14 protein-coding genes are annotated in these 15,058 nt (G+C 54.9%); 5 read left to right on the top strand and 9 right to left on the bottom strand.

Features of this window, described 5'->3' with window-relative positions:
• On the bottom strand, positions 1 to 1,274 hold a 1,274-nt coding region (locus HCZ99_RS20960; RefSeq protein ID WP_167448664.1), incomplete at its 3' end, for an autotransporter outer membrane beta-barrel domain-containing protein.
• 220 nt (positions 1,275 to 1,494) lie between these two features.
• Here HCZ99_RS20960 and HCZ99_RS19360 point away from each other — a divergent pair.
• Positions 1,495 to 1,656 carry a hypothetical protein gene (locus HCZ99_RS19360; RefSeq protein ID WP_167448663.1) on the top strand — a complete coding sequence of 54 codons (162 nt, stop codon included), beginning with the start codon at positions 1,495 to 1,497 and terminating at the stop codon, positions 1,654 to 1,656.
• 616 nt (positions 1,657 to 2,272) lie between these two features.
• Here the strand turns inward: HCZ99_RS19360 and HCZ99_RS19355 are convergent.
• Complete coding sequence (locus tag HCZ99_RS19355) at positions 2,273 to 4,162, bottom strand: autotransporter outer membrane beta-barrel domain-containing protein (protein ID WP_167448662.1); 1,890 nt, start codon at positions 4,160 to 4,162, stop codon at positions 2,273 to 2,275.
• A 529-nt stretch (positions 4,163 to 4,691) separates the two neighbouring features.
• Here HCZ99_RS19355 and HCZ99_RS20955 point away from each other — a divergent pair.
• Positions 4,692 to 6,650, top strand: a complete 1,959-nt coding sequence (locus HCZ99_RS20955) for a diguanylate cyclase domain-containing protein (RefSeq protein ID WP_167448661.1) — start codon at positions 4,692 to 4,694, stop codon at positions 6,648 to 6,650.
• 98 nt (positions 6,651 to 6,748) lie between these two features.
• Here the strand turns inward: HCZ99_RS20955 and HCZ99_RS19345 are convergent, their stop codons facing one another.
• Positions 6,749 to 8,677 (bottom strand): ABC-F family ATP-binding cassette domain-containing protein, encoded by a 1,929-nt coding sequence (locus HCZ99_RS19345; protein ID WP_167448680.1) that lies wholly within the window; start codon positions 8,675 to 8,677, stop codon positions 6,749 to 6,751.
• Positions 8,678 to 9,096: 419 nt separating this feature from the next.
• Between HCZ99_RS19345 and ndk the strand changes: the two genes are divergently transcribed.
• Positions 9,097 to 9,519, top strand: a complete 423-nt coding sequence (gene ndk / locus HCZ99_RS19340) for a nucleoside-diphosphate kinase (RefSeq protein WP_167448660.1) — start codon at positions 9,097 to 9,099, stop codon at positions 9,517 to 9,519.
• Between the two features lie 82 nt (positions 9,520 to 9,601).
• On the opposite strand, the gene HCZ99_RS19335 is transcribed toward ndk, so the two are convergent.
• Entirely contained in the window at positions 9,602 to 9,739 is a 138-nt protein-coding gene (locus HCZ99_RS19335; RefSeq protein WP_167448659.1) for an aa3-type cytochrome c oxidase subunit IV, read from the bottom strand.
• 64 nt (positions 9,740 to 9,803) lie between these two features.
• Entirely contained in the window at positions 9,804 to 10,268 is a 465-nt protein-coding gene (locus HCZ99_RS20750; protein WP_254869757.1) for a hypothetical protein, read from the bottom strand.
• On the opposite strand from HCZ99_RS20750, the gene HCZ99_RS19330 reads away from it, so the two are divergent.
• On the top strand, positions 10,268 to 10,705 hold the full coding sequence (locus HCZ99_RS19330; RefSeq protein WP_254869756.1) for an AAA family ATPase: 438 nt from the start codon (positions 10,268 to 10,270) through the stop codon (positions 10,703 to 10,705). The genes HCZ99_RS20750 and HCZ99_RS19330 overlap by 1 nt on opposite strands.
• An 89-nt stretch (positions 10,706 to 10,794) precedes the next feature.
• Here the strand turns inward: HCZ99_RS19330 and HCZ99_RS19325 are convergent, their stop codons facing one another.
• The 4 genes from HCZ99_RS19325 to purM form a co-directional block, all read right to left on the bottom strand.
• Positions 10,795 to 10,956, bottom strand: a complete 162-nt coding sequence (locus HCZ99_RS19325; protein ID WP_217701530.1) for an aa3-type cytochrome c oxidase subunit IV — start codon at positions 10,954 to 10,956, stop codon at positions 10,795 to 10,797.
• 101 nt (positions 10,957 to 11,057) lie between these two features.
• Positions 11,058 to 11,486, bottom strand: coding sequence for a hypothetical protein (locus HCZ99_RS19320; protein WP_167448657.1), 429 nt, complete (start codon positions 11,484 to 11,486; stop codon positions 11,058 to 11,060).
• A 220-nt stretch (positions 11,487 to 11,706) separates the two neighbouring features.
• Positions 11,707 to 12,390: a phosphoribosylglycinamide formyltransferase gene (gene purN, locus HCZ99_RS19315; protein WP_167448656.1), complete on the bottom strand. Its 684-nt coding sequence runs from the start codon at positions 12,388 to 12,390 to the stop codon at positions 11,707 to 11,709.
• Complete coding sequence (purM, locus tag HCZ99_RS19310; RefSeq protein WP_167448655.1) at positions 12,378 to 13,451, bottom strand: phosphoribosylformylglycinamidine cyclo-ligase; 1,074 nt, start codon at positions 13,449 to 13,451, stop codon at positions 12,378 to 12,380. The genes purN and purM overlap by 13 nt, the downstream gene beginning before the upstream one ends.
• A gap of 383 nt (positions 13,452 to 13,834) precedes the next feature.
• Here purM and HCZ99_RS19305 point away from each other — a divergent pair, with 383 nt between their 5' ends.
• Complete coding sequence (locus tag HCZ99_RS19305) at positions 13,835 to 14,968, top strand: DUF2066 domain-containing protein (protein ID WP_368484289.1); 1,134 nt, start codon at positions 13,835 to 13,837, stop codon at positions 14,966 to 14,968.
• Positions 14,969 to 15,058: the final 90 nt, after the last annotated feature.

Raw genomic sequence — 15,058 nt, 5'->3', positions numbered from 1 at the left:
AGGTAGCTGGCCTCGAGTGCGGCATTAAAGCCGGTTGAACGATCCGACATGCGCACACCGCCACCAATGTTAAAGGCAGTTTTGTCGTTGTTCAGTTCGTCGGTGAAGTCATAGACCAGACCGGTTTCGACAAACGGGGTGACGGTCAGGGTGTTAAAGCCAAAATCATAGGCGGCTTCGATCCCCGGTTTGATTTGACGGGTGTTGGAGCGCGAACTTTCGACAAAGGTGCCGTCGCTTTCGGTGTAGCTGTCGATGTTTTTGCGGGCCGCCAGAAACGCCACGGATGGGCTGAGTGAGAAGGGCTGATCGTCCATCGGGCGGTAATCATAAGATGTTGTCAGCGAGGCATACCACAGGGCAGAGTCCGTTTTGCCCGAAACCGCATCATTGTTGCGGGTGACGTCAATATCACCTTGGGAATAACCGGCCTCGGCGATGAGTGACAGGTTTTCCATCGGGCGGTAAATGGCATAGGGCGAGACCACCCAGGCATTTTCCTGATAGGTGCCGTCATTAAAGGTCGTGGTCAGGTCGGTGTCGTTATAACCCAGTGACAGGCCGGCGATCAGGGCATCGGCAAAGCGGTAATCCGCGCCAATGTTATAGCCCCAGACATCGCCGTCATAGCGGTTATCCTGCGTGCCATTGTTGTAATCATTGTCAATCGAGGTGTAGGAACCATGGCCCCAGACCGTGATCGGTGATGCGTTGGTCAAGGCAGAGCGGCCATCAACACCAGACGCACCGCCAACCTTGCCCTGATCGGTCGGGCCGAGGGCAAGGGGGGTATCCTGCGCCATTGAGGCCGCAAGCACGGAGCTGTCGAAGCTGGCGCGCATGGCCATGCGGCGCATGACATTGCGGTTGTCATCGGAATTGGCGGTGCCGGAGGTGCGGTTCATGTTTTGGTCAAAACCGAAATTGGCAACCGGGGAATTGCTGTCATCGACCACCCCATCCTGCCCGGTGCCCGCACTGCCGGTTCCGGTGCCGGTTGAACCCGTGCCGCTATTGCCGCCGGTTGTGCCAACGGTACCCGCCCCGGCACTGCCGATGATGGTGGCCGCACGTGCGCCGATATTTTGCTGAATAACGGTGGTTTGCGAGCGTGAGACAGCGGCATTGACGGCAGACGAGGTGGTTTCCTGAGAACTGCTGTCAGAGCCGGCATCGTCGCCGCACCTGACGCTTAATATGCTGAAAGAATCATGAGTAGCGGCATCCAAATGAATAAAGGCAGATGACGAATCTGAGGTTGCCGTAAATGTCACGGTCTTTGAACTGTCTTTGGCAATTGTTGTATAATCGGGATTACCAAAATTGGATGAACGGATGCTTAATCTCAAGTCGAATGAACTCTTGTTGTTCTTGACTTCGACATGAAACTCTTCACCTGTCTTTACTGTTATATTCCTTACCTCCCACTTTGTCTCCGGTGTGCTGTCGTCTGGGAAGGGGCGGCCAGTAGAAACTGAACCATTTACTGTAGCTATGGCCTGCATACTAGCGGCATTCGCACAGGCACCAGATGCCGCCCATGCGGTCGATGGCATGGCAAATGTGGCAAGGGCCAGCATGGTGCCGCCTGCGATCAGCGATGATGTGGTTTTAAACCCGAAAGACCCCAAAACGATTTCCCCTTGGTGGCGGTAAGTGCGCAAGCGCGCATTGGTGGCGGATCGACATGTGGCGCGGCCCTGGTGGCGTCCCGTGCGCGCATGCGATCGGCGATAAAGCTTACAGGGACTACGCGGATAAACGGTTTGAGTGCAATGGGGGGGCGGGTGAATGTCAGAGTTTGCCTGAATGTGTCAGGATTGCATTCTTTGGCGGCATTAGTTTTTTATGATCATCAACTTTTTGGTTCTATTTTGTTGAGATACGCATGTTTGAGGCATGGTTCTGCGCCGATTTGGATGCTGCTTTCGGGGGCTGTTTCTTTTGGGGGCGGGATTGATCCGAGTCTTTTCTGGTGCTTTGGCGGACGCGCCGGAATGGTTGTTGTCCGTTTTTATGAAGCAGCGTGCGTGACGAGATCCCCGCCCCCCGCCTTCGCGGGGGCAGGCTTTGCGGGGATGACGGCGATGGGGGCGGGGATTAGGTCTGCATGCGTAGGAATGATGATGGCGTGCGCAGGAATGACGGGGTTTGTCGGTGAGTTGCATGGGGGGCAATACGCGCGCGGTTCAGCCAAAAGAAACAGCCGCACCGGTTTCCCGGTGCGGCTGTTGTTTTAGGTCTTGGTCTGGCGCGTTAAGCGAAGCTTTGCTTAGAACGGCACGGACATGGAAAGTTGGACCGAGCTGTCGGCGTTGCTGTTTTGGGCAATGTCATGGGCCAGTGACAGGCGGCTGGTCATTGGGCCTGCGTCAAAGCCAAGGCCACCGGTCATGGACTGGTTGCCATATTCGTCAACGTCACTGCCAAAGAACGGGGTCATGACGCCAAAGGATTGGCCGTTTTCGGTGCGCAGGTCAAAGCCATAGCTGATGGTGCCGGCAATGGTGTATTCGGTGTAATCGGTACGCCCGGCGAGGTAGCTGGCCTCGAGTGCGGCATTAAAGCCGGTTGAACGATCCGACATGCGCACACCGCCACCAATGTTAAAGGCGGTTTTGTCGTTGTTCAGTTCGTCGGTGAAGTCATAGACCAGCCCGGTTTCAACAAACGGGGTGATGGTCAGGGTGTTAAAGCCAAAATCATAGGCGGCTTCTAGCGACGGTTTGATCTGACGGGTGTTGGAGCGCGAGCTGTCGACAAAGGTGCCATCGCTTTCGGTGTAGCTGTCGATGTTTTTGCGTGACGCCAAAAGCGATACAGACGGGCTGAGCGTCAGCGGGCTGTCGGCGATCGGGCGATAGGCATAGATGCCTTTGACCGATGCGTACCACAATGCTGATTCTGTTTTGCCATTGACCGCGTCATTGTTGCGGGTGACGTCGATATCGCCCTGCGAATAACCGCCTTCGGCGATTAGCGACAGGTTTTGCACCGGGCTGAAAATGGCATAAGGCGAGATCACCCAGGCATTTTCCTGATAGGTGCCGTCATTAAACGACGTGGTCAGGTCGGTATCGTTATAGCCCAGCGACAGACCGGCAACGACATTGTTGGCAAAGCGGTAATCCGCGCCAATGTTATAGCCCCAGACGTCGCCATCATAAGTGTTATCAATGGTGCCTTGGGCGTAATCATTATCGACCGAGGTGTAAGAACCGTGACCCCAAATCGTGATGGGGGAGGCATTGGCCAACGCAGAACGGCCATCAACGCCAGACGCGCCGCCAACGGTGCCCTGATCGGTCGGGCCAAGGGCCAGCGCATGATCGCGGGCAAAATCAGCCGCCATCACAGAGCTGTCAAAGCTTGAGCTGAGCGCCAGACGGCGCATGACATCGCGGCTGTCGCGGTTATTGTCATTGCGGGTGCCAAATGGGGTGGCAAAACCGGCCTGGGTGCCGGCCTGGGTGAATGAATTTTTGTCATCAACCACACCATCCTGCCCGGTGCCAGCATTGCCAGAACCATTGGCGCCGGTGCCGTTATTGCCGCCGGTTGTCCCTGTGGTGCCCGCACCGGCACTGCCGATTACGGTGGCGACACGTGCGCCGGTATTTTGCTGAATGACCGTGGTTTGCGAGCGGGCAACCGCGCTGGTGACACCCTTGGACGTGGTTTCACTTTCATAGGAAACGCCGGTTGCCGGGTTGCAGCGGGCACGGCTTATCTGGAATTTTCCCTCGTCGTCATTGGACATTCTTGCGGGGGAATTTGCACCGTTACGACGCAAGACAAACTCGGCCGCAGATGAATCAGAGATCGCGGTAAACAAAACCTGCTTTGACTGATTTCCGGGAATAGTTACCGAAGACGGAATGGAAAAGACGGCTGAGGTAATGGTTAAATCGAGGCGGGAATTGCCGAGGTTGTTAAAAGTCAGAGAGAACTTTTCACCCTTTTCGACGGCCAAATTCTGATGGTCCCCATAGGTCAGGTTTTGGTCTACTGGGAGCGCGAAAATTCTTGATGTTAGGTCAGATGCATTTTTACAGGTCGATGACATGGCCTGTGCGGTTGATGGCATCACAAATGCGGCAAGCGCAAGTACGGTGCTGCCTGCCAGCAGTGATGATGTGGTTTTAAACCCGAAATACCCCAAAACGTAGTCCCCTTGGTCGTGGTTTGAGCGCAAACGCGCATCGGTTGTAGGTCGAGCACATGTGTGATGCTGTGCTGTGGTGGCGCGGCATCAATATGTGATCGGTCGTAGAAGGTGTTGCGCATGACGGATAAGGGGCGGTATTGCAATGGCTTGGCGGGCGATTGTCAGAATGTGTCAGGAAATGTCTGAAAGTGTCTGAAAGTGTCAGAATTCATTTCTTGGCCGCTATTTGAAGTTGTGGATCATCAATCTGTTGGTTTGGGTTTTGGTCACATCAGCATGTTTTGGGTTTTCTGATGTGCCAGCGGGATGCTGATTTTGCGGGAGGGGCAGATTTGAGATGCGGATTTATCCGATTCCTTCGCACGGTTTTACACTTAAACAAAGGCTGGTTTGGCGGGCGTCTATTTTTAGGTGATGCGAATTTTGGATAGTGTATTATTCGGATGTATAATATACGATTGGCATGTTATGGTTGCGTATGGAGCGTAAATAGTCGGGTCTGGGTTGGGTAAAGGGGCGGTGCGTGACGCGGGGACATCTTCAATCATTTTTGGTCTGTTTTGTGCCGTTGGGGGCGGTGTTTGCCATCCTTGCCGGTTTTTTGATTTGGGATGGGACGGTTCTGCGCGAACAGACCATTGCGGAAAACAAACGGGTTGCGTTGGGCAAGGGCATATCGACCTTGCAAGAACGCATCGACAGCGTTGTGTCAGATTTATTGATCCTGACGGAAAGCACGCATCTTGAGGCGATTTCCGACGGCGGGGCCGGGATCGCGCGCCTGACGGATGAATTTATGCTGTTTACGCTGCGCCGGGGCATTTATGACCAGATCCGGTTTTTAAATACCGAGGGGATGGAAACGGTGCGGGTCAATTACGCCAGCGGCGTTCCGTTTGCCGTCGCACCGCCGAACCTTCAGGATAAATCAACGCGGCCCTATTTCAGAATGGCGCAGAATGCCCCGCGCGGCACGGTATATATTTCGGGCATTGATCTGAATGAGGAATTTGGCCGGATCGAAAAGCCGATCAAGCCGGTCATTCGCATGTCGTCGCCGGTATTTGATCGCACAGGCGCGCGGTTGGGCGTTGTGGTGGTGAATTTACGCGCTGAGCCGGTGTTGTTTGATCTGGTCGCGCCCTTATCCGATGGCGGGTTGAAGCCGTTTGTTGTTGATCGCGATGGCAACTGGATCCTTGGCGGGGAGAGCGGGGAAAACTGGGCGTTGGATTTAACCAACACCGCCCGCGTTTTTGCCGATCGGTATCCCAGGGCGTGGGAGAATATGCGCATTGGACTTGAAAGCTTTGAGACGGAAAAAGGATTTTTCACCGTCGAGCTTTTGCAGGCGACCGACATTTTCCTTGCGCGGCATTCTACCCGAAGCCTTTCGGTGATTTTTGGCGGCGATGGCCAAAATGACAGCCGTTTGAACCTGTATGTCGGGACATATTTGCCACGGGACGTTTTAAGTACGCTTTTGTGGCCGGAACGCCGGGTTATCTTGATCCTGAGCGGGGCGTTTATCGCGTTGATGGCGATTGTCAGTGGGTTGTATGCGTGGGCACGCCAACGTCAAGTATCGACCAGCTTTGATGCGCAACTGTCCCAGCAGGTTTTGCATGCGTCAAAAAGCAGTGTGTTGGTGACCGATGAAAACGGCATCATTGCCAAGGTCAATCCGGGCTTTACCGCGATGACCGGCTATTTGCCCGAAGAAGCAATTGGTCAGCCGCTGTCATTCCTGCGTGCCAGACCCGAAGAGGCCGAGCCGCTTTCAGATATTTTGATGGCGGCACGGGCCAATGGCATTTGGGAAGGGGATGTGTGCAACCGGCGCAAAAGTGGCAGCTATTATCAGGCCAATGTGGTGATCCGGGCGATCACCGACCCCGAAAGCAGCGATGTGCATTTTGTTGAGCTTGCCGTTGATATCTTACGCCAAAGCGAAAGTGCGCCGACGCTTTGGCGGCAGGCAAATCACGATGCCCTGACCGGGCTTGCCAATCGGTTGTTGTTTGAGGACCGGTTGGAAGTGGCGTGCCGCCATGGGGATGCGCAGGGGCATTCGGTGGCGGTTTTGGTTCTTAATCTTGATCGGTTTGGGCAGATCAATGATCGCTATGGCCATGAGATTGGTGATCAGGTGCTGCGCAAAGTCGGGGACCGGATTAAACGCACGGTGCAAAGCGGGGACACGGTGGCGCGACTGCGGGCCGATAGCTTTGCGGTGATCCATGAGAATGTCAGCTCGACCGAAAAGGCCGATTGGATTGCGCAGAAAATCACCGCATCGATCCAGCGCCAGATGGAGTTTGGCGGCTTAAGCCTAACCGTGGGGGCGAGCATGGGGATGGTTGTCTATCCGCAAGAAAGCAGCAATCACGATACATTATTGGCGATGGCAGAAGACAAAATGAACGCCGACAAAAAAAGCCGAAAGTCCGCCGCGATTGAGCAGCGCTATTTAAACCAGTAGGGCGATGTGGCCAGAAGGCATAGGGATGGTGCAAACGAAAAAGACAGGCTGGAATGTCCAAGCCTGTCTTTTTTTGCTGCGAATACTGGGTGGGCGGATTAGGCGACCATTGCGTCGTATTCTTCCTGCTTTTCGATCCATTTTTGTTCGACCATCGCAAGGTCGTTTTCGACCTTGGAGAGTTCCTGGCGCGTTTTGGTCAGCTTGTCGGCATTGGCGTCTTCGTAAAGCGTCGGATCGGCCATATCGAGTTCGATCTTGGCTTTGCGCGCGGTCAGCTTTTCCATGTCGGCTTCAAGCTTTTGCACTTCGCGTTTGATGGGGGCTGCGATTTTACGCTTTTCGGCGGCCTTTTGGCGTTCTGCCTTACGGTCGCGTTTGGCGTCTTTGCCGCCATTTCCACCATTGCCGTTGCCGTTGTCGCCATCATCGCCGCCGTTTTTGTTGGCCCGGCGTTCCATGCGCGCCCGGTCGAGCAAATATTGGCGATATTCGGCAACGTCGCCTTCAAAGGCGGAGACGGTACCATCGGCGACCAGAACCAGACGATCGGCACAGGCTTCGATCAGGTAGGGATCGTGGCTGATGATGATCACGGCACCTTCATAGGCGTTGAGCGCATGGTTCAGCGCGTCGCGGCTGTCGATATCAAGGTGGTTGGTCGGCTCATCGAGGATGAGCATATGCGGGGCATCAAGGGTCATTAGCGCAAACAAAAGGCGCGCCTTTTCACCACCAGAGAGGTCCTTGACCTTGGTGTCGCCTTTTTGGCCTTCGAATGCAAAGCGGCCGAGTTGGGCGCGGACTTTGTGTTCGATGACATCGGGCATGAGGGATGCCATGTGCTGATAGGGTGTTTCGTCACCGCGCAGTTCATCGGTTTGGTGCTGCGCGAAATAGCCGATGCGCAGTTTGTTTGATGAATGCTTTTCACCCGACATCAGTTCAAGACGGTCAGCCAGCAATTTGGCCAGCGTTGATTTACCGTTACCATTCGCACCCAACAGCGCAATGCGGTCATCCATATCAACCCGCAGGCTGATGTTGCGAAGGACCGGATTGCCTTCGGTATAGCCAACATCGCCCTGATGAATATTGATCAGGGGTGGTGGCAGTTCCTTGGGGCTTGGGAAGTCAAACGAAATGCCGCGATCTTCGACGACCGGGATGGCCGGGCCCATTTTTTCAAGCATTTTGATACGGCTTTGGGCCTGTTTGGCCTTGCTGGCCTTGGCGCGGAAGCGATCAATGAAGGATTGCAGATGCTTTTGCTGGGCGATCTGTTTGTCGTAATGCTTGGACGCCAGTTCCATCTGTTCGCGACGCGTTTTGGCGAATTTGTCGTAATTGCCGCCATATAGGGTGACGGTGCCGTCATGCAGATGGGCAATGCTTTTGACCGCACGGTTCAAAAGATCGCGATCGTGACTGATCAGGATGATGGTGCCGGGATAGTTGATCAGATAGTTTTCAAGCCAGATGGTGGCTTCAAGATCAAGGTGGTTGGTCGGCTCATCAAGCAGAAGCAAATCAGGGCGCAGGAACAGCGTTGCAGCCAAGGCGACACGCATCCGCCAGCCGCCCGAGAAATCATCACAGGCGCGGCGCTGGGCGTCGGCATCAAAGCCAAGGCCTGAGAGAATAGATGCCGCACGGGCTTCGGCGGTGTGGGCATCGATATCGGCCAGACGGGTGTGGACTTCGGCAATGCGCAGCGGATCGGTGGTGGTTTCGGCTTCTTCGAGAAGGGACGCACGTTCGGTATCCGCGGCCAGAACGGTTTCCAGCAAGGAGCGGCTGCCCGCCGGGGCTTCTTGTGAAACCACACCCATGCGGGCGCGCTTGGACAGGCGGACATCGCCGCCATCGGTTGCCAGTTCACCGGAAATCAGTTTGAGCAGGGTGGATTTACCCGCCCCATTGCGCCCAATCAGCCCGACCTTATGCCCGGCAGGGATGGTCAGGGAAACCTGGTCAAGGATGACACGGCCACCAATGCGATAGGTCAGGTCGGTAATTTGCAGCATTTTTCGGACGTTCTCTTGATCTTTTGGGTGCGGATTGGGGGCGGTTCCGCGCTTTAACGGATGCAAAATGCGTGAATCGCCAAGAATTCTGTGCCCTGCATAGGGCAGGACGCGTGCAGACGCAAGGATTCTTGAAAATGTCATCGGGGGCAATCACGGGGCGATAACCGCTTGGCGACCCCATGGGGAATGGCAGTTTTGTGCGTTTTGGCGCGGATTTGGGGTGGGGGATGGGCGAATGCAGGGCGTGCAGGTCAGTAATGCACGGGCAGAACTATGTGTTGCGTTGCGATCCAACCCCGTTTATATAGCGCCAACCTTTGGGTCTGTGGATGATAAGGAAATCCTGATGTATGGTTTCTTTATCTTCTGCAGGCCCGATTAGGGTCCCATTTTTTATAAGTAGCTAGGTGAAACCAATGGCTGTCGAACACACTTTGTCGATCATTAAGCCGGACGCAACGCGCCGCAATCTGACGGGCAAAATCAACGCCGTCATCGAAGAAGCTGGCCTGCGCATTGTTGCGCAGAAGCGTGTCGCTTTGACCCGCGCTCAGGCTGAAGGTTTCTATGCAGTTCATAAAGAACGTTCGTTCTTTGGTGAATTGGTAGACTTCATGATTTCCGGCCCGGTTGTTGTCCAGGCGCTGGAAGGCGAAAACGCTGTCGCAAAATATCGCGAAGTTATGGGCGCAACCAACCCGGCAAATGCCGATGAGGGCACCATTCGCAAACAGTTTGCAGAATCCATCGAAGCGAACTCGGTCCACGGTTCAGATTCGCTCGAAAACGCTGCAATCGAAATCTCTTATTTCTTCGCGCAGACCGAAATCGTCGGCTAAGCGATCGAAATACGTATTCGGGTTTACCCGGTACAAAAAACGCCCCGCAATTTGCGGGGCGTTTTTTTATGCGCAAAATAGATCAATCGATTAGGAAGACCGCCATTAACATCAGGATGACGGCAACGGATAGGACGCTCCAGAACATAAACTTGGTCCAGTTGTGCCAGACATGTTCATGTTCCTCGACCAGATTGGGATCGTAGTCACTTCCTTGCATTGTTTCCTCCCCAGATTATTGGGCCGAATGTTTTGCAGTTTGGTGGCACGCCACCGGTAAAATCCTAACGCGATTTAACCTTGGGGTGAATATATTTTGGGCGTTTGTTGTTTGGGTGCGCCGCAATGGGCTGGACATCAACAGATTGCTGTGCGATGTTTTTGGGATGGAAAACGTTGTGACCCACATGGATGCACGAATTTTTACCGCCGTTCATAGGATGGCGGGGTAGAGACGTTTTGACCAAATGATATCCACCCGCCGGCGAGGCGGGTTTTTTTATGGCTGTCTCCCGGCCCATCCCCGGAGAGACCGATGCAACAGCCAAATTCCGTTCCCAAGACAGACGTTTTAGAACCCCAGCGATGCCGAACAGGGGATCCTGTGCGGCCAGCGCAAACAGATCAAACAGATCGAGCTGACACAACATCAAGTACAGTAGGTACAGCGCAGCGCGGCGCGCGTCCGCGCAACGACGCGCCAGTCTTGCATTTGCTGTGCGGGAAAATTGCCGCGGGCAAATCAACATTGGCCGCCGAGCTGGCGCGCAAGCCAGGCACGGTCCTGATTGCCGAGGATGAGTGGCTGTCGACATTATTTGGCGATCAGATGCGTTCGGTCGCCGATTATGTGCAGGTGTCGGCCAAGCTGCGTTCGGTGATGGGGCCGCATATCGGCATGTTGCTGTTGTCGGGGATTTCGGTGGTGATGGATTTTCCGGCCAATACGGTCAAGCAACGCCAATGGATGCGGGCCATCACCGAGGATGTCGGGGCCGCACACCAGTTGCATTATTTAAATGTGCCCGAAGACGTTTGCATCGCGCGCCTGCGGGAACGCAACAAAGTCGGCGCGCATCAGTTCGCGGCCAGTGATGCGCAGTTCCATCAAATTTCGGCCTATTTCGAGCCGCCAAGCGATGCGGAGGGCTTTGATGTTGTTACCTATCAAACCGATACGATTTAAAAGAATAGATGCTGAAACACAAAAAAGCTGCCGATCAACGGCAGCTTTTTTACATTTGGATCAACGCAGTGCCCAAAGGGCGGGGCGGATCACACGAGGAAGATCGCCATCAGGACCAGAATGCCGATCACCGACAGGGTGGACCACTTCATAAAGGTGGTGAAGCCGTTATAGATTTCGACGTGGGTCTGGGTCTGATCGTAGTCGTTGCCCTGCAAGGTTGCCTCCATTGTGTTTTTGGGATTTTTCAAATGTATATCCATGAAGTTGAGGCAGTGCAAGGTGAAGATTAACCATAGATAACGGTTTCTGATCAAACATTTGATCGACTTCACACCTGTGTGGCGGGGGTTTAGTCGTTGGTGTTGGGGGGGGTGGGATCATCGGGCGCCATTGGGCAGCCATAGGGCAGGAAGGTGCCCGATAGCCCGTGGCTCATCATCGCAAAGGACATTTCGTTGGCGTAGTCGAGTTCGGCCTTGGATTTCGGGCAGGCATAGGTGCGCCCAGCACAGCCGTTGGCGATATAGTCTTCTTCGCCCTTGGTGAATTCGGGGCTTAGCGTATCGCGTGGGATGGTTTCGAGCATGGCATTGCGGGTTTCTTCATAGACCGCGCATTTTTTCGCCCGCCATGGTTTGTCGCCGGTTTGCATGTCGGCCTTGTACGAGTCCAGATCAGGGTCGGAACCGGAATCAGAATCAGCCATTGCGGTAAGCGGCGTAAAGGCGAAAAGGGCGCAGGTGATGATCAGTCCGGGGGCAGTGAGAGTGCGTTTCATGATGTCGGTTTTCCGGGGCGGTGGTGGGGGATTTGAATTTGATAAGCCCATCACAGCATCAAAATGCGCACAGATTATGACCCCGGTTTTGGGTTTGCGCGCCGGTAAAACCGGACATGAAACCAGACCAGAAACCAGATAAGAAAAAGGCGGACCATCGGAATATGGCCCGCATTTTTTAAGCGTTAAAACCCTTGCGCAGCCAGCGCCAGAGGTTCTTTCATCCGGGTTCAAGCACCGGGTTGATGTCGGTGGTTTCGGGCGTTTGGGCGTCCGCCACCGTGACAATGCCATTGGTATCAACCGAAACCCGGCCATCCGCGATCCAGCGGATGACTTGTGGGTAGATGCGGTGTTCTTGTTTTAGAATCCGTTTGGCCAGTTTGCCTGCGTCATCGCCGGGCAGGACCGGAACGACGGCCTGGGCGATGATCGGGCCAGAATCGACTTCGGGGACGACATAATGCACGGTACATCCGGCAAATTTCACCCCGGCATCAAGTGCCTTTTGATGAACATTCAGGCCCTTAAAGCTTGGCAAAAGGGACGGGTGGATGTTGATCAGGCGATCTTTCCAGCGGGTGACGAAGCTTTCGCTGACCAAGCGCAGATAGCCGGCCAACACAACCAGATCCGCCCCGCTTTGTTCGATCAGGTCACTGACGGCTGCGTCATATGCTTCGCGGCCCCCCGGATACCCTTTGTGCGAGATCGCCTCAGCCCGGATACCGGCACGACGGCCACGGTCAAGACCGGCGGCGTCAAGCTGGTTGGAGAAGACCAGAACGATTTCAGCCGGATAGGTTGGCTGCGCACAGGCGTCAATGATGGCCTGCAAGTTTGACCCGCCGCCTGAAATCAGGACGGCGAGTTTCAACTTTTTGCCGTTGGTTACTTTTCCCATGAACGGGCCATGTTTTTAATCACGACCTGCGGACCGTCGCCCGCGCGCGGACCAATGACACCGATCTGGCTGACGGTTTCGCCATGTTCGCGCAGCAGTTTTTCGGCGGCGTCGGCTTTGTCGGCCGGAACGACAACACACATGCCAATGCCGCAGTTAAAGGTACGCGCCATTTCGGTGGCCGGAATGCCGCCCTGTTCGCCAAGCCATTTAAAGATCGGCAGGTAATCCCACGTCGCGGCATCAAAGACCGCGGTCAGGTTTTCTGGCAGAACGCGCGGGACGTTTTCGGTCAAACCGCCGCCGGTGATGTGGGCGAGGGCCTTAACCAGACCGGCCTTGTGGGCGGCAAGGCAGCTTTTGACATAGACCTTGGTCGGTTCGAGAAGGGCTTCGCCAACGGTTTTGCCCGGTGCGAATGGCGCATCGTCGGAATAATCGAGACCGGCTTTTTCGACAACCTTACGCACCAGCGAATAACCGTTGGAATGAACGCCACTGGAGGCCAGACCCAGGATGACGTCGCCTTCGGCGACGGTGCTGCCATCGAGCAACTCACCACGTTCGGCGGCACCGACGGCAAAACCGGCAAGGTCATATTCGCCGTCTGCATACATGCCCGGCATTTCGGCGGTTTCGCCACCGATCAATGCGCAGCCTGCTTGTTTGCAGCCCTCGGCGATACCCGCAACCACGTCAGCAGCGTTATCGACGGAAAGTTTGCCGGTTGCGAAGTAATCAAGGAACAGAAGCGGTTCAGCACCCTGTACGACAAGGTCATTGACACTCATGGCGACGAGGTCGATGCCGACGGTATCGTGTTTGTCGGCCAAAAAGGCGACTTTGAGTTTGGTGCCAACCCCATCGGTGCAAGACACCAGAACCGGGTCGTTATAGCCAGCTGCCTTGAGGTCAAACAGCGCGCCAAATCCGCCGAGACCGCCAGACACGCCAGAGCGTGTGGTTGCCTTGGCCAGCGGTTTAATTCGATCAACAAGGGCGTTGCCGGCATCAATATCGACACCGGAGTCCTTATAGGTAAGGCCATTGGAGGAGGTCATTTTACGGATCCTTGGCAGCAAACATGCATGATAAATGGGCGGGGAAACCCCGCGTTTTTCATCAGTAAGAGCCAACATCGACCGGTTTGGTTCGGTCTTGTTAAGTGTGTCGCACTTGCGGTCCGGGGCGCAGTTTTTATGTTGCTGCGTGACCAATCCGCCATACGGACGCCTTTAATCAGATGTAACGTGACCTACTGATAAAAAACGCGGGCTTGATAATTTCCGCTGGGCCGAAAATACTCAAACGCTCGTAATATGCAATGATGACCTGCGCATGACAGACTTTTCTTTGCAGAATGCGTTCAACATGCCACAAAGAGCGTACGGTTTTCGAGCTGGTATAAAGATTAACATGATACGTTTAGGGTAAAGAGGCATACGTGCTTACTTCATTGAAAAACATCAAGATGTTGGCAGGTGCTGCCACGGTTTGTGCAATTCTGGCCTTTTCGGGCACCCCGACAATGGCACAGGATATTTTCACCGTGTCGGGCGTTCACGTTGATGAACGTGCCGAAACAGCCGCTGCCGCGCGCGAGCAGGCGCTTCTTGTCGGGCAGCGTCAGGCATTTGAAGAAGTGGTTGCCCGTTTGACCCTGCCAGAAGATCGCCAGTCCTTGGCAATGCCAGGTGCGGCGGAGCTGGCCAACATGGTCCGTGATTTCGGCGTGTCGAACGAGAAAACATCGTCGGTACGCTATATCGCCGATATGACCGTGCGCTTTAAGGACAATGCGGTGCGCAATTATTTGCGGTTCCGCGATGTATCCTTTGCCGAGTTGCAGTCCAAACCGGTGGTGATCCTGCCGATTTATCGCACGCAAAGTTACATGAATTTGTGGGATGATCCCAATCCGTGGCGCGATGTGTGGTCCCGCAATGTGGCGTCATCGGGCTTGGTCCCGGTTAAGATGCCGATTGGCGATCTGAGCGATATCGGAACCATTTCCGCCGAGCAGGCCGAAAGTGGTGCGATGGAGCGGTTGGCCGAACTTGCCAAACGCTATGGTGCCAATACCGCCGTGGTCGCAACCGCCGAAGTCAGCGGGCCAAAGGGCGGGGAGACCGTCAATGTTTCCGTCACCCGATATGATCCGAGCGGATCGCCGCAGGTGTTTGGTGTGCGCGAAAAGACCCAGTCGGGTCAGTCGCTGAGCCAGACGTTGGTACGGGCGGCCAAATCGGTTCAGACCAAGCTTTCAGAAGGCTGGAAACGCGCCAACCTGATTAACTTTAGCACCGGGGGCACCTTGATGGTGTTTGTGCCGATTACCGGGCTTTCAGATTGGGCGGATATCGAAGAAAAAGTGACCAGCTTGCCGGTCGTGCGCAATGCCCGTGTGGTGGCGATGTCACGCCGTGAAGTGCAGCTTTCGCTGGAGTTCGTCGGATCGAACAGCCAGTTGAAAACGGCCCTTAATCAAAAGAACCTTAACCTGACCCAGATGGGGCAGTTGTGGTTCATTCAGCCGGTGGGGACGGATCGTTTAGAAGGTTTGTCGCTGAATAACTAATTGAACCGGCGTTGCGATAGTGCGTTTTGGTGATGCGTTCTGGTGACCCTTTGGGGGTGTCATCGGGGCGCATTATCGCGCCGGGTGATC

This window comes from Thalassospira lucentensis (genome assembly GCF_011806425.1).
Taxonomy (GTDB): domain Bacteria; phylum Pseudomonadota; class Alphaproteobacteria; order Rhodospirillales; family Thalassospiraceae; genus Thalassospira; species Thalassospira lucentensis_B.
The sequence above is the reverse complement of the archived record's forward strand: the minus strand, read 5'-3'. Positions and strand labels throughout refer to the sequence as shown.